This is a genomic window from Azospirillum terrae (assembly GCF_053470425.1).
Map to the genome: position 1 here is coordinate 206,617 of NZ_JBPXMR010000002.1, position 21,483 is coordinate 228,099.

At 68.9% G+C, this 21,483-nt stretch carries 18 protein-coding genes; 11 read left to right on the plus strand and 7 right to left on the minus strand.

The genetic code is table 11. From position 1 onward, the window contains the following. Window positions 1-23: 23 nt before the first annotated feature. From moaA to ACSVDD_RS07480, 3 genes are all read right to left on the minus strand, one after another. The gene (gene moaA, locus ACSVDD_RS07470) at window positions 24-1,067 is read right to left on the minus strand and encodes a GTP 3',8-cyclase MoaA (protein ID WP_448188700.1); all 1,044 of its coding nucleotides are present in this window, start codon (window positions 1,065-1,067) and stop codon (window positions 24-26) included. Window positions 1,068-1,200: 133 nt separating this feature from the next. Further along, the gene (locus tag ACSVDD_RS07475) at window positions 1,201-2,901 is read right to left on the minus strand and encodes a methyl-accepting chemotaxis protein (RefSeq protein WP_448188701.1); all 1,701 of its coding nucleotides are present in this window, start codon (window positions 2,899-2,901) and stop codon (window positions 1,201-1,203) included. A gap of 122 nt (window positions 2,902-3,023) precedes the next feature. Then, on the minus strand, window positions 3,024-5,072 hold the full coding sequence (locus tag ACSVDD_RS07480) for a 4Fe-4S dicluster domain-containing protein (RefSeq protein WP_448188702.1): 2,049 nt from the start codon (window positions 5,070-5,072) through the stop codon (window positions 3,024-3,026). Between the two features lie 144 nt (window positions 5,073-5,216). On the opposite strand from ACSVDD_RS07480, the gene ACSVDD_RS07485 reads away from it, so the two are divergent. Then, on the plus strand, window positions 5,217-5,390 hold the full coding sequence (locus ACSVDD_RS07485) for a type II toxin-antitoxin system CcdA family antitoxin (RefSeq protein ID WP_448188703.1): 174 nt from the start codon (window positions 5,217-5,219) through the stop codon (window positions 5,388-5,390). 99 nt (window positions 5,391-5,489) lie between these two features. On the opposite strand, the gene ACSVDD_RS07490 is transcribed toward ACSVDD_RS07485, so the two are convergent. Both ACSVDD_RS07490 and ACSVDD_RS07495 read right to left on the minus strand, forming a co-directional pair. Beyond that, window positions 5,490-6,323 (minus strand): ABC transporter substrate-binding protein, encoded by an 834-nt coding sequence (locus ACSVDD_RS07490; RefSeq protein ID WP_448188704.1) that lies wholly within the window; start codon window positions 6,321-6,323, stop codon window positions 5,490-5,492. A gap of 34 nt (window positions 6,324-6,357) precedes the next feature. Beyond that, window positions 6,358-7,062 carry an ABC transporter permease gene (locus ACSVDD_RS07495; RefSeq protein ID WP_448188705.1) on the minus strand — a complete coding sequence of 235 codons (705 nt, stop codon included), beginning with the start codon at window positions 7,060-7,062 and terminating at the stop codon, window positions 6,358-6,360. Window positions 7,063-7,150: 88 nt separating this feature from the next. Here ACSVDD_RS07495 and fdhD point away from each other — a divergent pair, with 88 nt between their 5' ends. Together fdhD and mobA are read left to right on the plus strand one after the other, a co-directional pair. Next, a complete protein-coding gene (fdhD, locus tag ACSVDD_RS07500; protein WP_448188706.1) occupies window positions 7,151-8,032 on the plus strand; it encodes a formate dehydrogenase accessory sulfurtransferase FdhD in 882 nt (293 codons plus the stop codon). Continuing rightward, window positions 8,022-8,660, plus strand: a complete 639-nt coding sequence (gene mobA, locus ACSVDD_RS07505; RefSeq protein ID WP_448188707.1) for a molybdenum cofactor guanylyltransferase MobA — start codon at window positions 8,022-8,024, stop codon at window positions 8,658-8,660. The genes fdhD and mobA overlap by 11 nt, the downstream gene beginning before the upstream one ends. 10 nt (window positions 8,661-8,670) lie before the next feature. On the opposite strand, the gene ACSVDD_RS07510 is transcribed toward mobA, so the two are convergent. Beyond that, entirely contained in the window at window positions 8,671-11,466 is a 2,796-nt protein-coding gene (locus ACSVDD_RS07510) for a bifunctional diguanylate cyclase/phosphodiesterase (protein ID WP_448188708.1), read from the minus strand. A gap of 225 nt (window positions 11,467-11,691) precedes the next feature. Here ACSVDD_RS07510 and ACSVDD_RS07515 point away from each other — a divergent pair, with 225 nt between their 5' ends. The 8 genes from ACSVDD_RS07515 to ACSVDD_RS07550 all read left to right on the plus strand — a co-directional run bounded on the left by ACSVDD_RS07515 (window position 11,692) and on the right by ACSVDD_RS07550 (window position 19,256). Next, a complete protein-coding gene (locus ACSVDD_RS07515) occupies window positions 11,692-12,216 on the plus strand; it encodes a DUF3305 domain-containing protein (RefSeq protein ID WP_448188709.1) in 525 nt (174 codons plus the stop codon). Next, window positions 12,213-12,734 carry a DUF3306 domain-containing protein gene (locus ACSVDD_RS07520; RefSeq protein WP_448188710.1) on the plus strand — a complete coding sequence of 174 codons (522 nt, stop codon included), beginning with the start codon at window positions 12,213-12,215 and terminating at the stop codon, window positions 12,732-12,734. The genes ACSVDD_RS07515 and ACSVDD_RS07520 overlap by 4 nt, the downstream gene beginning before the upstream one ends. Before the next feature lie 275 nt (window positions 12,735-13,009). Beyond that, complete coding sequence (locus ACSVDD_RS07525) at window positions 13,010-13,621, plus strand: TorD/DmsD family molecular chaperone (RefSeq protein ID WP_448188711.1); 612 nt, start codon at window positions 13,010-13,012, stop codon at window positions 13,619-13,621. A 27-nt stretch (window positions 13,622-13,648) separates the two neighbouring features. Further along, a complete protein-coding gene (locus ACSVDD_RS07530) occupies window positions 13,649-13,849 on the plus strand; it encodes a formate dehydrogenase (protein ID WP_448188712.1) in 201 nt (66 codons plus the stop codon). A gap of 12 nt (window positions 13,850-13,861) precedes the next feature. Continuing rightward, window positions 13,862-16,744 (plus strand): formate dehydrogenase subunit alpha, encoded by a 2,883-nt coding sequence (locus ACSVDD_RS07535; protein WP_448188713.1) that lies wholly within the window; start codon window positions 13,862-13,864, stop codon window positions 16,742-16,744. Between the two features lie 16 nt (window positions 16,745-16,760). Beyond that, the gene (gene fdh3B, locus ACSVDD_RS07540; RefSeq protein ID WP_448188714.1) at window positions 16,761-17,357 is read left to right on the plus strand and encodes a formate dehydrogenase FDH3 subunit beta; all 597 of its coding nucleotides are present in this window, start codon (window positions 16,761-16,763) and stop codon (window positions 17,355-17,357) included. 134 nt (window positions 17,358-17,491) lie between these two features. Next, complete coding sequence (locus ACSVDD_RS07545; RefSeq protein ID WP_448188715.1) at window positions 17,492-18,487, plus strand: formate dehydrogenase subunit gamma; 996 nt, start codon at window positions 17,492-17,494, stop codon at window positions 18,485-18,487. 76 nt (window positions 18,488-18,563) lie between these two features. Next, the gene (locus ACSVDD_RS07550) at window positions 18,564-19,256 is read left to right on the plus strand and encodes a class II aldolase/adducin family protein (RefSeq protein WP_448188716.1); all 693 of its coding nucleotides are present in this window, start codon (window positions 18,564-18,566) and stop codon (window positions 19,254-19,256) included. A gap of 195 nt (window positions 19,257-19,451) precedes the next feature. On the opposite strand, the gene ACSVDD_RS07555 is transcribed toward ACSVDD_RS07550, so the two are convergent. Continuing rightward, on the minus strand, window positions 19,452-21,452 hold the full coding sequence (locus tag ACSVDD_RS07555) for a sensor histidine kinase (protein ID WP_448188717.1): 2,001 nt from the start codon (window positions 21,450-21,452) through the stop codon (window positions 19,452-19,454). Between the last annotated feature and the right edge of the window lie 31 nt (window positions 21,453-21,483).

Consider the following 21,483-nt stretch of genomic DNA (forward strand, 5'->3'; position numbering starts at 1 on the left):
GCGAGGGGCGGCTTCGTGTGGGCTCAGCCGCCGGTCACGCTCATGTGGCGCGGCACCGCGGCGCCGTCGTGCTGGCGGTCGATGATGAAGTCGTGGCCCTTGGGCTTGCGCTGAATGGCGGCGCGCACCGCATCCACCAGCAGGCCGTCGTCGTCGCTCATGCGCAGCGGCGTGCGCAGGTCGGCGGCGTCCTCCTGGCCCAGGCACATGTACAGCGTGCCGGTGCAGGTCAGCCGGACGCGGTTGCAGCTTTCGCAGAAATTGTGGGTCAGCGGCGTGATGAAGCCGACCCGGCAGCCGGTCTCCTTGACACGCACGTAACGCGCCGGCCCGCCGGTGCGGTAGTCGCTGTCCTCCAGCGTCCAGCGGGTCTCCAGCTCGGCCCGCACCTGGCTGAGCGGGAGGTACTGGTCCAGGCGCGAGACGTCGCCCAACTCGCCCAGCGGCATGACCTCGATGAAGGTCAGGTCGAAGCCGTGCTCGCCGCACCATTCCACCATGCGGTGGAACTCGTCGTCGTTGACGCCCTTCAGCGCCACGGCGTTGATCTTGATGTGAAGCCCGGCCTCCTTGGCCGCGTGGATGCCCTCCACCACCTTGCCGAACTTGCCCCAGCGGGTGATCGCCTGGAACTTGTGCGGGTCGAGGGTGTCGAGCGACACGTTGATGCGCTTCACGCCGGCGTCCACCAGCCCCTCGGCGTACTTGAACAGCATCGAGCCGTTGGTGGTCAGCGTCAGCTCATCCAGCGCGCCGGACTTCACGTGCCGGCCCAGGCCGTGGATCAGGTCGATGATGCCGCGGCGCACCAGAGGCTCGCCGCCGGTCAGACGCAGCTTGCGCGTACCCAGGCGAACGAAGGCGCTGGCCAGCCGGTCGATCTCCTCCAGCGTCAGCACCTCGGCCTTGGGGAGGAAGCTCATGTCCTCGGCCATGCAGTAGACGCAGCGGAAATCGCAACGGTCGGTCACGGAAACGCGCAGGTAGGTGACGGCCCGGCCGAACGGGTCGACCAAGGGCGCCGGCAGGGAAGCGGCGGGGCGCGCGTGGGGCGTCACGTCGGTCATCGGAAAAGCTCCTCCCAGGCGTCGGCGCCCTGCTTGTCGGTCTTCCAGGGTAACGCGCCGTTCGTTCATCCCAATATAGGACTTTGGATGGACGAATTCTCCCCCTGGCCGAGTGGGGGTATCTTGACCCCGATCAAGCCTCCTTGCGCGCGGTGGTGCGCAGCCCGCCCAGGAACTCCTCGAGCTGCCGTTTGAGCGCCTGCGCCTCGCCGTCCAGGCCGTGGCTGGCCTCGGCGATCTCGCGGGCGGTGGACAGCGTGCCCCGCGCGCTCACCGACACCTGACCGATCTCCGCGGTGATGCGCTGGGTGCCGGTCGCCGCCTCCTGAACGCTGCGGGCGATCTCGCCCATGGCGGCGTTCTGCTCCTCCACGGCGGCGGCGATGGCGGCGGCACCCTCGTTGACGCCGCGGATCGTCTGCTCGATGCGGCCGATGGCCTGCGCGGTCGTCTGGGTGCCGGTCTCGACGGACTGGATGATGCGGGTGATCTCGTCGGTGGCGGTGGCGGTCTGGGTGGCGAGGTTCTTCACCTCGGACGCCACCACGGCGAAGCCCTTGCCGGCCTCGCCCGCCCGCGCCGCCTCGATGGTGGCGTTCAAGGCCAGCAGGTTGGTCTGGCTGGCGATGGCGTTAATCAGCCCGACCACCTCGCCGATGCGCTTGGTGGCCTCGGCCAGTTCCCTGACGGCGCCGGAGGTGTGTTCGGCCTCCTCCTGGGCGCGGCGGGCGACGGCGGCGGACTGCTCGACCTGGCGGCCGATCTCCTGGCTGGAGCTGGCCAACTCCTCGGTGGCGGCGGCGACGGTCTCGACGTTGCGGCTGGTCTGCTCGGTGCTCGCGGCGACCGAGGCGCTGCGCGCCTGCGTCTGCTCGGCCGAGGCCGACAGCGTGCGCGAGGCCCCGCCCAGCCGTTCCGTCTCGGTGGCGACGTGGCCGATCAGCGTGTGCACCCGGCTCTCCACGTCGTCGGCCATGCGCAGCAGCGCCTGGCTCTCGCGCTCGCGGGCTTCGCGCTTCAGGCGGTCCTGGTCGGCGAGAAGGCGGCGGTTCTCGGCGGTGCCGTCCTTGAAGACGCGCAGCGCCTCGGCCATGGTGCCGAACTCGTCGCGCTGGCCGACGGCGGGGATGGCGATCCCCAGGTCGCCGCCGGCCAGCCGCCGCATGGCGTCGGCGAATCGGTTGACGGTCCCCGTCACCTGCTGGCCGATCAGCAGCGCCGCCCCGGCCACCACGGCGACGATCAGCAGCGACACGCCCGCCAGGGTGGTGGCGTTGCGCCAATAGGCGGCGTCCACATCGTCGATGTAGACGCCGGTGCCCAGCATCCACTGCCACGGCTCGAAGGCAACGGCGTAGCTCAGTTTCGGCAGCGGCTGGTCGGTGCCGGCCTTGGGGAAGCGGTAGGCGACATAGCCGCCACCGGCCCGGCCGGCCTTGATCAGCTCGCGCACGAACGGCACACCGTCGGCGTCCTTGATGTCGGCGAGCTGCTTGGTGCCCTCCACGGCCGGGCGCGGGCCGAGCACCATCGAGGTGCCGTCGTAGTCGTAGGCGAAGAAATACTCCGACCCGGCGTAGCGCAGGCGGCGCACCGCCGCGCGGGCCTGCTCCTGCGCCTGCTCCGGGGTGAGGCGGCCGGCCGTGGCCTCGCCGTGGTAGTGATCGAGAATGCCGCGCGTCGCCTCCACGGCGTTGCGCAGCATGATGCGGTGGCCGTCCATCTGCGTGTCGCGCAGGTGCATCAGCGCCACCGCCGCTAAGACGAGGAGCCCGCCGGCCGTCAGGGTGGTGAGGAGGACGAGGCGCAGGCGCAGGGACAGCGCAGGCAGCATGGCGGTTCACCCGAAGGACGGAGTCAAAGCAAAGGCGTGGACGCAATTCGTTTGCATACGTCCATATTCAGACTGCCTTCGAGACTCTTTCCAATCGGTGAACGGTAGCGCCTTGACCGGTGTCAAGCCCCGTCGTCGCTTCCTTTCGCCGCCAGGGCTGCGGCACGTTCGCGCAGGTCGTCCTCGGTGGTGCGGGTCACCGGCCGCGTGCCCATGGCGAACGGGTCCTGGCCGCGCTCGACCTGATCGATGACGCGGCAGTCCTGGCACATGCGGATGCGGTTGGCGGCCTCCGGCGTGGCGAACATCCAGTGCTTGCCGCCCAGCGCGGCGACGATCTTCTCGATGGAGGACTTGGAGGCGAAGGGCGTGCCGCAGCGCACGCAGCAGAACGGCTCCTCCTCCTTGATGGTCACGGCGCCGCGGGCGCTGTCGCGGAAGTCGATCTGCGGGACCAGCGCGATCACCTTCTCCGGGCAGGTGGCCTTGCACAGGCCGCACTGCACGCAGGCGTCCTGGGCGAAGCTCAGCATCGGCTTGTCGGGGTTATCGAGCAGGGCGCCGGTCGGGCAGGAGCCGACGCAGGACAGGCACAGCGTGCAGCCCTCGACGTTGACCTCGACCCGTCCAAAGGGGGCGCCCGGCGGCAGCGGCAGCACGTCCAGCGGCGTCGGCGCCGTCCTGTGCAGGTGGCGCAGCGCCAGCATGACCAGCGTGCGCTTGCCACCCATGGGCAGGAACAGCCCCGGCGCCGGTGCGGCCTCGCGCGGCAGGGTCCACAGCTCGGCGTCCACCGCATCGGGGTCGCGCGCGTCGATGACGCCGACCCGGCCGGAGCCGTAGCCGAGCCCCGCCATTGCCGTCTCGATCAGCCCGACTTGGGAGGCAAGGCCGGCGGTCTCGCCCTGGTTGGTCGGGCCGGTCAGCACGCGGATTTGGGAGGCCCCATAGGCCAGCGCCGTCGCGAAGAAATCCAGGCCGAGCTGCGTCACCTCGTGCACCGCGAAGGGCAGCACGCGGGCCGGCAGGCCGCGGCCGTGCTGCGCCATCAGCGCCAGAACCTCCTCGCCGTGGCGGGGGTCGTGCACCAGCAGCACGGCGTCGCTGCCGCCGGCCTTGGCGTAGGCGTCCATCAGCGTGCGCAGCCGCTCGAACACCGTCTGCACGGGCGGCAGCGCGTAGGTGCTGGCGCCGGTCGGGCACACCGCGGCGCAGGAGCCGCAGCCGGCGCAGACGTGCGGGTCGATCTGCACGGTGTCGCCGGCCGGGGCGACGGCGCCGGTCGGGCAGACGTCCAGGCAGCGCGTGCAGCCGGTCTTGGCGTTGCGGGCGTGTGTGCAGAGGTCGGCCTTGAAGTCGATGAAGCGCGGCTTCTCGAACTCGCCCACGAGGTCGGCGGCGTCGAACAGCGCCTTGGTGACCTGGCCAGGGCTGTCGGGGTCGGGGCGCAGATAGCCGTCGCGCCTGGTGTGCGCCGGGAACAGCGGCGCGCCGCCGGTCAGGTCGAGGATGAGGTCGCAGCGCGACGACGCTCCGTGCCGCGCCGGTTCGAACGCCAGGGCGCCGCGCGAGGACGGCAGCGCGTAGGCGTAGTCGTCCACGACGATCTCGAAGGCGCCCAGCCAGCCTTTGGCGGCGCGGATGGTGCCGCGGAACACCGGCACGTCCATGATCCGCGGCGGCAGGATGTCTTTTGGGTTCTTCAGCAGGACGGTCACGTCGAGCTTCGATGAGAGCTGGCGGGCGGCATCGATGGCGCGCTCGTCGGTGCCGTAGACGAGGCAGGTGCCCTCGGACGTCAGCGTGATCGAGCCGGTCGGCGGCACGGTGAGCGTGGCTTCGGCCAGCAGGGCGGCGATCTTCGGCAGCGCCGAGGCGGCCTCGTCGGACCAGCCGGCGCGCTCGCGGACGTTGGTGAAGGACAGCTCGGCCTGCGGGGCGGTTTCCGCAGCGATCTCGGCGAACAGCGGGGCTTCCTGGGTGCAGGCGACCAGCAGCGGGCCGGATGCGCCCTTGGCGGCGGCCTCGAAGCGGTCGAGCTGGCTGCGGCAGAGCTGCGTGTGCACCGTGGCGGCGCCCTCGGCCCCGCAGGCGCGCGACAGCGCCGCGCCATCGAGCGGCATGGAGTGCGCGCAGTCGCAGACCAGGACGGTGCGGCCGTTGAGCTTCATGGATGGTAACCTTCCCTGCCGGGGCGCGGTTCTGTGTTTGTGCGCCCCCTGATACAGTAAATATCGGCATCAGGGGAGGTTTGCGACCCCCGACTTTGTGGGGATGTTTTGGGTCAAGGGCAAGGCAACCGAGGGAAAATGGCGATGTCGGACAACAAACGCGAGCCTACAGGCTCACCGGAGGCCGCCGATGCAATTCGGAACGGTGGTGTGGCTGCGGAGTGGAAGAAGGCGAACCGGGATGCGCTCGACTATGCGCGACGGTTCGTGGAGGAGAACGGCGTTCCCTTTGCGCGCCATCGGCGGATAGCTTTGTAGGTTAGGGCTGAGTCGCAGGCGAAGCCCAACGTGCGCGCGATGCGGAATCCGTTGGGCTTCGTTGCGCTCAACACCAACCTACGGGACACGGCTTCCTGATCACGCCCCCGGCTGGTCGGCGTTCGGGAAGAACAGCGGCTCGCCGTTGATCTTGTAGTCGGCGATGGCCTTCTGCCCCGCCGGCGAGACCACCCAGTCGATGAAGGCTTGGCCCTCGGCCGCCTTGATGTGCGGGAACTTCGCCGGGTTCGCCAGGATCACCCCGTACTGGTTGAACAGGCGCTTGTCGCCCTCGACCAGCACCTCCAGCCCGGCGCGGTTCTGGAAGCTCAGCCACGTGCCGCGGTCGGCCAGCGTGTAGCCGTCCAGCGCCGCCGCCGCGTTCAGCGTCGCCCCCATGCCCTGGCCCAGCGACTTGTACCAGCCGCCCTCCTTGGCCGGATTGAGGCCGGCGGTGGTCCACAGCGCCTGCTCGGCCTTGTGGGTGCCGCTGTCGTCGCCGCGCGAAACGAAGGCGGCCTTGGCCTCGGCGATGCGGGTCAGCGCCTTCGTCACGTCCTTCTGCCCGCGGATGCCGGCCGGGTCGCTCTTCGGGCCGACCACGACGAAGTCGTTGTACATCACCGGCAGGCGCTGCACGCCGAAGCCCTCGGCGACGAACTTATCCTCGGACGGCCTGTGGTGGACGAACAGCACGTCGGCGTCGCCGCGTTTCGCCAGATCGATGGCTTGGCCCGTGCCCTTGGCGACCACGCGCACGGCGATGCCGGTCTTGGCCGTGAACAGCGGCAGGATGTGCTTGAACAGCCCGGAGTCCTCCGTCGAGGTGGTCGAGGACACGGTGATGAACCGTTCCTCCGCGGCGGCGGCGGGCAGGGCGATGGAGACCGCCAGCGCGGCGGCGGCGACGGTCAGCAGGGTACGGCGGAGCATGGTCGTTTCTCCTTCAGGTGTCTTCCGGCATTGATCAGGCTCTTACGCGGTCGGCGGCGTGGCGCAGCGTCGTCACCGTGGCGTTCACCGCCAGCGACAGCGCCATCAGGATCACCCCCAGCCCGAGCGCCAGCGGTAAATTGCCCTTGCTGGTCTCCAGGGCGATGGCGGTGGTCATGACGCGGGTGACGTGCTCGATGTTGCCGCCGACGATCATCACCGCGCCCACCTCCGCCGACGCGCGGCCGAAGGCGGCCAGCACCGTCGTCGCCAGACTGAAGCGCGCCTCGGCCAGCAGCGTGCCGATGGTGTTCACCGGGCCGGCGCCGAACACGTGCAGCATGTCGTCGTACTCGTGCACCAGATCCTCGACCGTCTGGCGGGCCAGCGCGGCGATCAGCGGGGTCAGCAGCACGGCCTGGGCGATGACCATGGCGGCGGGGGTGAACAGCAGGCTCAGCACACCCAGCGGGCCGGAGCGCGACAGCATCAGGTAGACGATCAGCCCGACCACCACCGGCGGCAGCCCCATCAGCGCGTTGAGCGCCACCGTCGCCACCCGCTTACCCGGAAAGCGCAGCGCCGCGACCGCTGCCCCCAGCGGCAGGCCGATCAGCGCCGCCACCAGCACGGCGCTCAGGCTGATGCGCAGCGACAGGCCGACGATCTCCAGCAGATCGGCGTCCATCGACGCGATCAGGTGGAGGGCGGTGGCGAAGGCTTCGGAAACATCGTGCATTCCGTTTCCGTTATGCCTGCGCTGTCATAGCGTCGTCCAGAGGAACCGGCGCTTGCTCGACGAAGGGAGGAGGGCCATCCTTGTTGCCATGATGCTCGAAGAATTCGCCGTGCGGCCCGACCCGGCCGACCCCAAGCTCACCGAACGCGTGTCCGGCCTGGATCAGGACGGGCGGGCCATCGAGACCTCCGTCACCGTGGAGCGGCCGCTGACGCTGTTCCTCAACGGGCAGGAGGTCGTCACTATGATGACGATCGCCGATTACCCGGAGTATCTCGGCGTCGGCTATCTGCTGAACCAGAACATGCTGAAGCCGGACGACACGATCACCGGCATCGACTTCGACGAGGAGACGGACGTCGTCGTCGTCCGCACCGAGCGGCGCACCGATTACCAGGAGAAGCTGAAGAAGAAGACGCTGACCTCGGGCTGCGCCCAGGGCACCGCCTTCGGCGACGTCATGGAGGTTTTCGAGACGGTCAGGCTGAACCCCGACATCCGCCTGCGCACATCGTGGATCTACGCGCTGTCGAAGAAGATCAACCTGACCCCCAGCCTGTACCTTGAGGCCGGCGCCATCCACGGCTGCGTGCTGTGCCAGGAGGACCGGCCGCTGGTCTACATGGAGGACGTCGGCCGTCACAACGCGGTGGACAAGGTGCGCGGCTACATGCACCTGAACGGTGTCGACCCGGAGGACAAGATCTTCTACACCACCGGCCGGCTGACCAGCGAGATGGTCATCAAGACCGTGCAGATGCGCATCCCGATCCTGGTCTCGCGCTCCGGCTTCACGGCGTGGGGCGTGCAACTGGCGCGGCAGGCGAACCTGACGCTGGTCGGGCGGGCCAAGGGCAAGCGCTTCATGGCGCTGGCCGGCACCGACCGCCTGATCTTCGACGCCGACACGGCGGCGGTGGGCGACGAGGGCAAGGAACACCAGCGCAAGGGAAGCCGCGATGAGGACTGATATTGCCCCCGGTCGAATTGCAGGGGTGCTGCTGGCCGGCGGGCTGTCGCGCCGCATGGGCGGCGGCGACAAGAATTTGCGCACGCTTGGCGGGCGCAGCATCCTGGAGCGGATCGTCGCCGTGGCGCGCCCGCAGGTCGGGCCGCTGGTGCTGAACGCCAACGGCGACCCGGAGCGTTTCGCTGCTTTCGGTCTGCCGGTGGCGGCTGATGTGGTGGAGGGCTATGCCGGGCCGCTGGCCGGTGTGCTGACCGGGCTGGAATGGGCGAAGGCCAACGCGCCGGATGCGGTGTGGCTGGCGAGCTTCGCCACCGACGCGCCGTTCATCCCCGGCGACCTCGTCGCGCGGCTGGTGCGGGCGGTGGAAGCGGAGGGCGCGGACCTCGCCTGCGCGCGCTCGGGCGGACAGGACCATCCGGTGTTCGGGCTGTGGCCGCTGCGGCTGGCCGACGATCTGCGCCGCGCCATGGTGGAGGAGGGCGTGCGCAAGGTGGACGCCTGGACCGGCCGCTACAAGCTGGCGGTCGCCGAGTTCGGCGTCGATCCGGTCGATCCCTTCTTCAACACCAACCGGCCGGAGGATCTGGACGAAGCGGAGCGGCTGCTGGCGGCGGGGGTGGTGCGGTAACGCCGCCTTCTCAATGCACCAGCGCGCTGCGGGCGACGCTGCGGATCATGAAGCGGGAGGCGTCCTCGGCGGGAATCGGCGGGCTGAACAGGTAGCCCTGGCCGCTGTGGCAACCGGCGTCGCGCAGGAAGTCCAGCTGCTGCTCGGTCTCGACGCCCTCGGCGATGATGTTCAGGCCGAGGCTGCTGCCCAGACCGATGATCGCCTTGACGATGGCCGCGTCGTGCTGGTCGTTCGACACCTCGTTCACGAAGGAACGGTCGATCTTCAGCGTGTCCACCGGGAAGCGCTGCAAATAGCTCAAGCTGGAATACCCGGTGCCGAAATCGTCGATGGAGATCTTGACGCCCATCTCCTTCAGCGACTTGAGGATCAGGATCGCCATGTCGACGTTGCGGATCAGCGCGCCCTCGGTGACCTCGACCTCCAGGCACCAGGGCGGCAGGCCGTGGCGCGACAGCGCGGCGCTGACCTGACCCGGCAGGTCGGCGGTGCGGAACTGCAGGGCCGAGATGTTCACCGCGACGCGCTGGATGGGCAGCCCTTCGGCCTGCCAGAGCTTGGCCTGACGGCACGCCTCGTCCAGCACCCACAGGCTGATGGCGGTGATCTGCCCGCTCTCCTCGGCCACGGGGATGAAGCGGGCCGGCGGCACCATGCCCAGTTCGGGGTGCGCCCAGCGGATCAGCGCCTCCAGCCCGGTCACCCGGCCGCTGCCCAGCTCGATCTGCGGCTGGTAGTGCAGGCGGAATTCGCCCAGATCGAGCGCGCGGCGGATGTTGGCCTCCAGGTTCAGGCGCTCGTTGAGCTGCGCGTCCATGGAGGGGGTGAAGAAGCGGAACGCGTGCCGGCCGGCGGCCTTGGCCTGATACATGGCGGCGTCGGCGTTCTTGATCAGCCGCTCGCCGTCCTCGCCATCGGCGGGGAACAGGCTGATGCCGATGGACGGCGAGATGGTGAAATCGCGCTCCTTGATGCGCATGGGTTCGCACACGCAATCGAGAATGCGGGCGGCCGTGCGGGCCACGTCGGCGGCGGTGCCGGCGTCGGGCAGGACGATGATGAACTCGTCGCCACCCAGCCGGCCGACCGTGTCCACCTCGCGCAGCGTCTGCTGGAGGCGGCGCGCCACGTCCTTCAGAACCGCGTCGCCGGTGGTGTGGCCGAGCGAGTCGTTGATCACCTTGAAATGGTCGAGGTCGAGGAACAGCACCGCCACCGTGCCGTTCGAGCGCCTGGCGGCGGTGATGGCCTGCTCCAGGCGGTCCTGCAACAGCGTGCGGTTCGACAGCCCGGTCAGCGTGTCGTAATGCGCCAGATAGTGGACGCGCTGCTCGGCTGTCTTGCGCTCGGTCACGTCGTCGACGAAGGCGAGGACGAACATCAGCGACTCGTTGCGGTACACCGGCTGGAAATGGATGTGGTAGAAGCCGGCCTTGTCGCCGAGCGTGGAGATGTACTGCGTCTCGATCTCGACCGCTTCGCCGGTGGCGGCGCGGCGGATCGCCGGGGCGAGCGACTGGTCGCGCGCGTCGGTGACCATGTTGAAGCCGATCACCCGCTCCGCCGGCACGCCCATGAAGCGCCCGACCATCGGGTTGCAGTCGAGCACCGCCCCCTCGGCATCGAGGATCAGGATGCCGACCGGCGCCTGGGTGAAGAAGTAATGCAACTCCGCCTCGCGGCGGCGCAGCGACAGCGTCATCTCCGACGCCAGCCGCGTGGCGCGCGCCCGCGTCGTCGAAAGCGACCACACCACGCTGAACAGCAGCAGCGAGATCAGCCCGCCGGACGCCAGAACGATGGCCGGCTTGTCGCTGTGGAGGCTGCGCTCGAACTTCGGCGTCGAGCGGTAGGTGGCGGTCAGCATGCGGCCGTAGAAGGCGATCGGCCGGGTTTCCGACAGCTGGGGGGATTCGGGATAGGCGGCGCTGCGGTACATCTCCTGCTCGTCCGCGGCGACGTGGCCGTCGTAGACGCTGAGCGCCACGTCGTTCACGTCGTGGCTGAGGATGCCCTCGATCAGCGGGTAGGTGCGCAACGGCGCCAGCACCATGCCGTGCAGCGCGCCGCGCCGCCCGGTGCCGGCATCGGTGGGCGAGCCCGGCCGATAGACCGGGTAGTACATGATGAAGGCCGGCTGCGGCGCCCGGTTCTCGTCGATCTTCAGGGTCAGGCGGGACGTGATGGCGGGCTCGCCGCTGGAGGCGGCGGTCAGGATCGCGGTGCGGCGCACCGGCTCGCTCAGCATGTCGTAGCCCAGCGCCGCGCGGTTCAGCGGCGTGACCGGCGAGGAGTAGACGTTCACCAGATAGGCGTCCCGCCGGCCCTGCGGCCGGATGGTGAACTCGGTGATGCCGTCGGCGCGGGCGGACTCGGCGGTCCCCTCCAACTCGCCCTCGGTCAGGTGGCGGGCGAAGGCCACCGCGGGGATGCCGGGGAACTGGCGCTCCAGGTCGAGGCTGTGCACGAAGGCGTCCCATCCCTCGCGCGAGACGACGGGCGCCACCTTGAACAGGCCGGCGGCCGAGCGCAGCACCTGCGAATAGGCCTGCATGCGCTCGCCGATGCGGGAGTGCAGTTCACCGACACGGGCGGAAAAGCGCTCGCTCGCCTCGCGCTCGACCACGGCCGAGGTCCACAGGGACAGCGCGACGGTGGCCGTCAGCGCCACGGCCAGCGTCGCCAGTGCCAGCCATTTGCCGCCTTTCTCCAGCCGGTCGACCGCGATGTCCGCGTGCGCTCCGGACGAAAGGTCCGAGAAAATGCGGCGCTGTCGCGGCGGTGCGTCGTCGGACTTTGCCATGAAGGGTGTAACCGCTTCGATCTGTGCCGGATTCCAGCTAATGACCATCGGCCACAAAGGTCAAAGAAAAGTTGACGAGCGCGCCATCGGGAAAAATGCGCCGCAATGGGGTTGTCACGGGGCTTCGCTCGCCACGATACTAAGAGGACGAAACATTCGCGAAGAAGCGCACGGAGCCCGCGGTGGTCCCGGAGTGGATCGCCGTTCACCGCGGCCGGAGGGGATATGGCGGAAACGCTGGATAAAATGGAGACGATGGCGCTGGGGATCGTGCTGGAGCGGCGGCGCAGCCGGAGCCCCTGGCAGGACTGGACGTGGAGTCCGGTCGCCGTCATCCCCGGCGCACCGGCGGTCGAGGGCGGCTGGCGCCTGCTGCGGGAGGGCGACGATTGGGCGCACTTCCACGCCGCGACGCTTCCGCTCGAACTGTATCGCAGCGACACGGACGGCTATCGGCTGAACTTGTCACAAGAGCCGCCGCGACTCTGGGTGGCCCTGCGCCCGGACGACGAGGGCGAGCCGGGCACCATGGTGCCGTTCTTCGTCACCGCCTCGGCGCACGAGTGCGAGGTCTATCAGGTGAGCGGCCAGGAAACCGTCGAGACGGTGCCGGTGCCGCCGGAGGTTCTGGCGCTGCTGCGCGACTTCGTCGACCAGCACCACGTGGACGTTCCCTTCGAGAAGCGCGAGCGCAAACGCCACCACCCGGACGGCCTCGGCGGGCCGCCGCGTCCGGGCCGTCGGCCATGACCGGCGAATCCTTCCTGTCCCGCTGGTCCCGCCTGAAGCAGAAGGAGGCGGAGCCGCGCCGGCCCGAGCCCGAGCCCGAGTCGGCACCGCCGCTGCCCGCCGTGGCGGAACCGGAGGCGCCGCCGGCCGAGGTGCTTGACGACAAGGCCGGCGAGGATGCGCTGGCGGACCTGCCGCCGGTGGACAGCCTGACGGCGGAGTCGGACTTCACGCCGTTCCTGCGCGCCGGTGTGCCGGAGGATCTGCACCGGCAGGCGTTGCGCAAGCTGTGGACCTCCGACCCGGTCTTCGCCAACGACGATGGATTGAAAGACTACGCCGACGACTACACCGGCCTGTTCAAGGGCGCCGGCATCGTCAAGACCGCGTACCGTGTCGGCAAAGGATTCCTCGACGCCGCGGAAGAGGTGGCAGAGCGTGCCGAGGAGGCCGCCGCAGCATCGGTCGATGAGAGCGGGACGCCATCGGAACTCGTGGAAGACCCCGATGGCGAAAGGGATATGGCAGAGAAATCATAGCCCTTTCGGCCGAGCGGATACTTGCCATTTCATCGACGCTGTCACGGATTGTTGACAAGTTGAAGCATAAGGCATTCAATGCCAGGACGGTGCGACGTAAGCCTCTGTGACAACGTGGTTTTTCGCAACCGCAGCATTGGCCGGGGATGATGTTCCGTTCGGAATGTGCATCGCGGAACGGTGTCTGAAGACGAAAAAGGCGGCCGAAAGAGCTGCCGCACGGCGGTCCTCATGCTCTAAGAAGGGCTGGGATTGTCGCAAGGGAGGAATGCCACGTGTCGCCAATCGGTGACGATGAACCGTCCGCGCTGCCGGACGAAGAGATTCTGCGGGCTCAGGCCTACGGATTGCTGGCTGCTTTGCTGTCTCGGGCCCCGGATGCCGATGCGCTGACGGCGCTCGCCGCCATCGACGGCGACGACAGTCCGCTCGGCACCGCCTACACCGATCTCGGCCTGGCCGCCCGCGAGGCGACGCCGCGCGGCGTGGCGGACGAGTTCGCCGCGCTGTTCATCGGCGTCGGCGGCGGCGAGTTGACGCCGTTCGGCTCGTACTACCGCACCGGATTTCTGCACGAGAAGCCGCTGGCCGAGCTGCGCGGCGACATGGCGCGCTTAGGCATCGCGCGCGCCGACGACGTGACGGAGTCCGAGGACCACGTCGCCGCGCTCTGCGAGATGATGTCCGGCCTGATCACCGGCGCCTTCGACGCACCGGCCAGCCTGACCGAGCAGCGCGCCTTCTTCGACCGCCACATCGCCAGCTGGGCGCCGCGCTTCTTCGCGGACCTGGAGGCATCGCCGACCGCAATCTTCTACCGGACGGTCGGCACGCTGGGGCGGCGCTTCCTGGACATCGAAGGTCAGGCGTTCGCCATGGCCGTCTGAGGACCGTGTCACCAAGAGGGGGCGACGATGACGGACACGAAGGGTTGGGGGACTCTGGCGCGGCGTGACCTGTTCCGCGCCGCCGGGCTCGGCGCCGGGGCGCTGGGTGCCGCGGTGGCCGGCCTGCCCACGGCGCCAGCCGAGGCCAAAGCGGGGGACGAATTGACCCGCCAGCGCTACCGCGAGACCGAGCACGTCCGCAAAGCCTATGAATCGAGCCGGTTCTAGGAGGTCCCCCCGATGCTGATCAAGACGTCCACCGCGTCCGCGTCCGGCAAGCACCTCGTCCGGGCGCTGACGGGCCTCACCGGCGCCACCGTCGACCGCCGCACCTTCCTGCGCGCCTCGGGTCTGGCGGCCGGCGGGGCTGCCCTCGCGGCGAACCTGCCGGGCACCGTCCGCAAGGCCGGTGCCGCCGCGGTCGCCGCGCCGGCCGGCGACATCAAACAGGTGAAGGCGATCTGCACGCACTGCTCGGTGGGCTGCACGGTGGTGGCTGAGGTGCAGAACGGCGTGTGGATCGGCCAGGAGCCGGCCTTCGACAGCCCGATCAATCTGGGTGCGCACTGTGCCAAAGGGGCCGCGGTGCGTGAGCATGCGCACGGCGACCGCCGGCTGCGCTACCCGATGAAGCTGGTGGACGGCAAGTACACCCGCATCTCCTGGGAGCAGGCGCTCAACGAAGTCGGCGACCGGCTGCTGAAGATCCGCGAGACGTCCGGGCCGGATTCGGTGTTCTGGCTCGGCTCGGCCAAGCACTCGAACGAGCAGGGCTATCTGCTGCGCAAATTCGCGGCGCTGTGGGGCACCAACAACATCGAGCATCAGGCGCGCATCTGTCACTCGACGACGGTGGCCGGCGTGGCGAACGTCTGGGGCTACGGCGCCATGACGAACAGCTACAACGACATCGGCAAGTCGCGCTCGATGTTCTTCATCGGCTCCAACGCCGCCGAGGCGCATCCCGTCGCCATGCTGCATGTGCTGAAGGCCAAGGAACAGAACAACGCGCCCTTGATCGTCGCCGATCCGCGCTTCACCCGCACGGCGGCCAAGGCCGACGAGTACATCCGCTTCCGCCCCGGCACCGACGTGCCGCTGATCTGGGGCCTGCTCTGGCATGTCTTCGAGAACGGCTGGGAGGACAAGGACTACATCGCCAAGCGCGTCTACGGCATGGACGAGATCCGCGCCGAGGTGAAGAAGTGGACGCCCGAGGAGGTCGAGAAGGTCACCGGGGTTCCCGGCAGCCAGCTGAAGCGCGTCGCCCGCACGCTGGCGTCGAACCGGCCGGGCACGCTGGTCTGGTGCATGGGCGGAACCCAGCATCATGTCGGCAACAACAACACCCGTGCGTATTGCGTGCTGCAACTGGCGCTCGGCAACATCGGCGTGGCCGGCGGCGGCGCCAACATCTTCCGTGGCCACGACAACGTGCAGGGCGCCACCGACTTCGGCGTCACCTCCGACACGCTGCCGGGTTACTACGGGCTCGCCGAAGGGGCATGGAGGCACTGGGGGCGCGTCTGGGATCTGCCCTACGATTATTTGTTGAGCCGCTTCAAGGACAAGAAGCTGATGGAGGCGTCGGGCATCACCGTGTCGCGGTGGTTCGACGGCGTGCTGGAGCCCAAGGAGAACATGGACCAGCCCGACAGCATCAAGGGCATGGTGTTCTGGGGCCATGCGCCCAACAGCCAAACCCGTCTGCCCGACATGCAGAAGGCGATGGACAAGCTGGACATCCTGGTCGTCATCGACCCGTACCCGACCATGACCTCGATCCTGCACAATCGGAAGGACGGGGTGTACCTGCTCCCCGCCGCCACGCAGTTCGAGACGGACGGCTCGCGCACCGCGTCCAACCGTTCGGTGCAGTGGAGCTTCAAGGTCATGGAGCCGCTGTTCGAGGCGAAGGCCGACCACGAGATCATGTACCTGTTCGCCAGGAAGTTCGGCTTCGCCGGCGAACTGTGCAAGAACATCAAGGTCCAGGGGAACGAGCCCTTCATCGACGACATCACCCGCGAGTGGAACCGCGGCATGTGGTCGTGTGGCTACACCGGCCAGTCGCCGGAGCGCATGAAGCTGCACATGCAGCACCAGCAGACCTTCGACCGCACGACGCTGCGCGCCAACGGCGGCCCGGCGGACGGCGACTTCTACGGTCTGCCGTGGCCGTGCTGGGGCACGCCGGAGATGAAACATCCCGGCTCGGCGAACCTGTACGACAACTCGTTGCCGGTGGGGGAGGGCGGCGGCGCGTTCCGCGCCCGCTTCGGCGTCGAGCGCAACGGCGTCACGCTGCTGGCGGAGGGGGCTTATCCGGTCGGCTCCGAGATCAAGGACGGCTACCCGGAAGTCACCATGGCCATGCTCCAGAAGATGGGCTGGGACAAGGATCTGACCGAGGCCGAACTGGCAGTGATCCAGAAGATTGGCGGCGAGAAGATCGGCGCGGTGAGCTGGGTCGTCGACCTGTCGGGCGGCATCCAGCGCGTGGCGATCAAGCACGGCATCGCCCCGCCGGGCAACGCCAAGGCGCGCTGCGTCGCCTGGAACTTCCCCGACCCGGTGCCGGTGCACCGCGAACCGCTGTACACGCCGCGCCGCGATCTGGTGGCCGAGTACCCGACCTACAAGGACACCAAGGCCTGGCGTCTGCCGACGCTCTACAAGTCGATCCAGGACCGCGACGTGTCGAAGGACTACCCGATCATCCTCACCTCGGGCCGTCTGGTCGAGTACGAGGGCGGTGGTGACGAGACGCGCTCCAACCCGTGGCTGGCCGAGTTGCAGCAGGACATGTTCGTCGAGATCAACCCGACCGACGCCAACAATCTCGGCCTCAGGGACGGCCAGATGGTCTGGGTGGAAGGCCCGGAGCGCGGCAGGGTCAAGGTCAAGGCCATGCTGACCGAGCGTGTCGGCAAGGGGGTGGCGTTCATGCCCTTCCACTTCGGCGGCTGGTTCCAGGGCGAGGACCGGCGCTCGCACTACCCGAAGGGCGCCGATCCTATCGTGCTGGGCGAGGCGGCGAACACCGCCACGACCTACGGCTACGATTCGGTGACGCAGATGCAAGAGACCAAGGTCACGCTCTGCCGCATCTCCGCGGCCTGACGCAGGGGATTGAATCATGGCTCGCATGAAATTCCTGTGCGACGCGGACCGCTGCATCGAGTGCAACGCCTGCGTCACCGCCTGCAAGAACGAGCATGAGGTGCCCTGGGGCATCAACCGCCGCCGCGTCGTCACCATCGGCGACGGAAAGCCGGGGGAGCGCTCGATCTCGGTGGCGTGCATGCACTGCTCGGACGCGCCGTGCAAGGCGGTGTGCCCGGTGGACTGCTTCTACCAGACGGCCGAAGGCATCGTTCTGCACAACAAGGACCTGTGCATCGGCTGCGGCTACTGCTTCTACGCCTGCCCGTTCGGCGCGCCGCAGTATCCGCAGGCTGGCAACTTCGGCAGCCGCGGCAAGATGGACAAGTGCACCTTCTGCAACGGCGGCCCGGAGCCGGTGAACTCGGATGCCGAGTTCAAGAAGTACGGTCGCAACCGCATCGCCGAGGGCAAGCTGCCGCTGTGCGCCGAGCTGTGCTCGACCAAGGCGCTGCTGGCAGGCGACGGCAACGTGGTGTCGGACATCTACCGCGAGCGTGTGGTGGCGCGCGGCTTCGGCTCCGGAGCGTGGGGCTGGGGCACGGCGTATCAGATGAAGTCGGGGCAGTAGGAAGAAACCCTCTCCCGTCCCGGGAGAGGGTGGCCGCGCAGCGGCCGGGTGAGGGTGCAGGCAAGGATCCTTGCGCTACCCCCACCCTAACCCTCCCCCGGGGCGGGGGAGGGGATTTGACCGGAGGGCACGACATGACGTCCTGGTGCAAGGCGGCGCTCGCCGCGCTGATGGTGACGCTGGGCCTCGCCACCAGCCTGCCGGTTCTGGCGACCGAGACGGCCCCGGTGGCCAACCAGCAACTCGACACCTCCGCCAACGCCGCCAACGCCGATGTCTGGCGCAGCATCCGCCATGGCGTCCAGGGCACGTCGAGCCTGCCCAACCCGCGCGCGGGCGTGCTCATCCAATCGGAAGGCCAGAGTTGGCGGACGCTGCGCAATGGGCCGATCGCCACCTACGGCTCCTGGGCGCTGGCCGGCATCTTCGGCGTGCTGGTGCTGTTCTTCCTGTTCCGTGGACGCATCCGCCTGGACGCGCCGGCCACCGGCCGCACCGTGCAGCGCTTCAATACGCTGGAGCGTGGTGCCCACTGGCTGACCGCCGGCAGCTTCATCGTGCTGGCGCTGAGCGGGCTCAATGTGCTGTACGGCCGTTACGCGCTGCTGCCGCTGATCGGGCCGGAAGCCTTCGCGGCGCTGACCGGCTGGGGCAAGCTGGCGCACCATGTCCTGGGCTTCGCCTTCATGCTGGGCGTGCTGACGATCTTTGTGCTGTGGGTGCGCGACAACATCCCCGACCGCGGCGACGTGGACTGGATCGCCAAGGCCGGCGGCTTGTTCAGCAAGAACGTCCACCCCCTGGCCAAGAAATTCAACGCCGGGCAGAAGCTCATCTTCTGGTCCACCGTCGTCGGCGGCGCCGTTCTGGGCTTCACCGGGCTGCAACTGCTGTTCCCGTTCTCCTTCGGCAGCTTGCAGGACATGCAGCTCTACCAGTTGATTCACGCGGTGACGGCGCTGGTGATGGCGGTCATCATCATCGGCCACATCTACATCGGCTCGGTCGGGATGGAAGGCGCCTTCGACGCCATGGGCTCGGGCCAGGTGGAGGAGGAGTGGGCGCGCGAGCACCACGCGCTGTGGCTGGCCGAGGTCAAGGGCGAGCCCCGCCGTTCGCCCGCGGAGTGAAAAGGAAACGGACCGGCGTTGACAGGCGCCGCCGCTCCGTGGCCCCCTTGGCGGAGGAACCGCCGGAGTGCCTGTCATGAGCCTTCCCCACGCCGACCTGCGCCGCGCCATCATCGACACCTGCCTCGCCATGAACCGGCTGGGCGTCAACCAGGGCGCGTCGGGCAACCTGTCGGCGCGGGTGGGGGAGGGCTTCCTGATCACGCCGTCCGGCCTGCCGTATGACGAGACGGAGCCCAAAGACATCGTCGAGATGGGCTTCGACGCGACCTATGTGGGCGAGCGCCGGCCGTCGTCGGAGTGGCGCTTTCATCGCGACATCCTCGCGGCGCGCAGCGACGTGCAGGTGGTGCTGCACGCGCACCCGACCTTCGCCACGGTGCTGGCCGTGCACGGCCGGCCGATCCCGAGCTTCCACTACATGGTGGCGCTGGCCGGCGGCGACACGATCCGCTGCGCTCCCTACGCCACCTTCGGCACGCAGGAACTGTCGGACCACGCGCTCACGGCGCTGGAGGGCCGGCGCGCCTGCCTGCTCGCCAACCACGGCATGATCATCCTCGGCAACGACCTGAAGGGGGCGCTGGCGCTGGCGGTGGAGGTCGAAGCGCTGGCACGCCAGTACGTCCATGCGCTGATGCTCGGGTCCCCGACCATCCTGCCGCCGGAGGAGATCGAGCGCGTATCCTCGAAGATGCGCAGCATGAAGTACGGCCAGGGTGGCGGGGGCGAGCCGGATCCCGACGCGCCGCGGCGGCGGGAGGTTTGATCCGCGATGGGAGGCGTCAGGCCACCATTCTTCACGGATTTCACGGATTGAGGCACGGATTACACGGATTTCGATGATCGTGCGCAGCATCGGCCTTCGGGATGGCCCGACGCGCCGCAAGCATTAAAAAAAATCCGTGTAATCCGTGGGAAAATCCGCGAAATCCGTGAAAACCCGGTTCTTCGTAGGAGGGCGTCACTCCGCCGGCTGCGGCAGCGCGCGGTGCTCGGCGACGGTCAGCAGCGGGCGCACGCCACGCGCTTCCTCTTTCCCGAGCAGCGGGCGGTCCTCGGCGGGCGGGTCGTAGGTGGCGGGCAGGGTGAGCGCCACGCGGGTGCCGTGGCCGGGCTCGCTCGCCAGTTCCAGGTCGCCGCCGAGCATCGCCGTGTAGTGGCCGACCAGCGTCAAGCCGAGGCCTGCGCCCGGCACCTTGCCGCCGCCCGGCGCCGCACCCTGGTAGAAGGGCTGGAACAGGCGGCCGGCCTGCGACGGCGCGAAGCCGGCACCGGTGTCGGTCACCACGAAGCGCACGCAGGCGCGGCCGTCGCGGTCGGCGCGCTCGGCCGACAGGGTGATGGAGCCCTGGCGGGTGAACTTGCAGGCGTTGTCCAGCAGGTTCAGCAGGATCTGCCGCACCTTGCCGAAGTCCTGGTGCATGCCGCCCAGCGCCGCCGCACCGGACACCATCAGCGTGTTGCCGTTGAGGTCGGCCTGCGGCATGACGCGCTCGCGCACCTCGGCCATCAGGCGGGCGACGTCGAAATCCTGCAATTCGACGTCCACAGTGCCGGCCTCGATCTTGGCGTAATCGAGGATGGCGTCGACCAGCCCGACGATCTGCTCGCCCGACCACTGGATCATCTCCACGTCGGTCGCCAGCTCGCCGGCGCCCAGGCGGTGCAGCTCGCCCATCAGCGACTGGCTGTGGTGGATGATGTCGCTGAGCGGCCGGTGCAACTCCTGCCCCATGTTGACCAGGAAGTTGGTCTTGGCGAGGTCCTTGGCCTCGGCGCGCTCCTTGGCCTCGATCAGTTCGGCGTGCGCCACGGCGGCGTCGCGCTTGAGCTGCTCCGTCTCCGTGGCGTTGGCGCGCAGCGTCTCGACCGCGCGCGCCATGGTGGACAGTTCGCCCGTGCCGGTGACGGCCGGCAGCGCCGCCGCCTCGGTCTTCCCCGCCGCCAGCGCGGCCATGGCGTTCGCCATGGCGTCCACCGGCCGGGCGACGCTGCGCACCACCAGCCACGTGGTCAGGATGGCGACCAGCAGAAGGATGCCGCCGGCCCACGGCGCGATGTCGATCCAGTGCGATGTCCGCTCGGCCAAGCCGCGGCGCAGGGACGCGGCGAAGGAGTCGTTGCGCTTGCGCACCTCGGCGGCGCGGGCGCTGATCACCCCGGCGTTCGGATCGAGCGCCTGGAAGCGCAGCTGGTCTTCCTGGTTCAGCAACTCCTCGACCCGGTCGAGCACGCCGTTGCTGGCGGTGAGCATGTGGCGGGTGTCGAAGATGAGCTGGCGCGTGCCCTGCACCCAGACGTACCGGTTGATCTCCTGAAGCCGGTTGCGCACGGTGTCCACCGCCTCGCGCAGGGCTTCGGCGTCCTTGGGGTCGCGGTTGGCGGCGTAGCGCACCGCGTGGTCGTGCATGGCCTGCACCGCGGCGGCGGCATCCGCCGCCAGCACGCCCGAGTCGATCCCGCCGGCTTCCTTGAGCTGGCCGAGCTTGAGCTGCATCTGCTCGGCCATCGGCCCCAGCACGCTGTTCAGCAGGTGCGTGCGCTCGCCGCGCAGGGTGACCAGCTGTTCGAAGCCGTCCCAATAGCCCTCCAGCGCGGTGCGTGCCTCGGCGACGGACGGGGCGTCCGGGGTGCCGGCCGTGCCGTCGGCGAGCGCGCTCAGCTTGTCCCGCAGGGCCTCGTGCTGGCGCCGCGCCTCGGTGAGGCTGTCCTCGTCAGCCATGCCCAGATGGTCGCGCACGGCGACCTCCAGGTCGCGCATGCCGATGTCGACGTCCGCAGCGATCTGCGCGGCGCCCGTCGAGGCGGAGTAGGTGCCGACGTTCTGCGTGACGTCGCGCAGCGACAGCAGCCCCGCCACGGCCAGGACAAGGACGAGCCCGAAGGCGATCCCAAAGCCGATGGAGATCCGAGTCGCCACCTTGAGGTCGCTCAGCCGAGACAGGGCGCCGAACCGATTCACACCAACTCCCGCGCGGGCAGTCATAAAACGC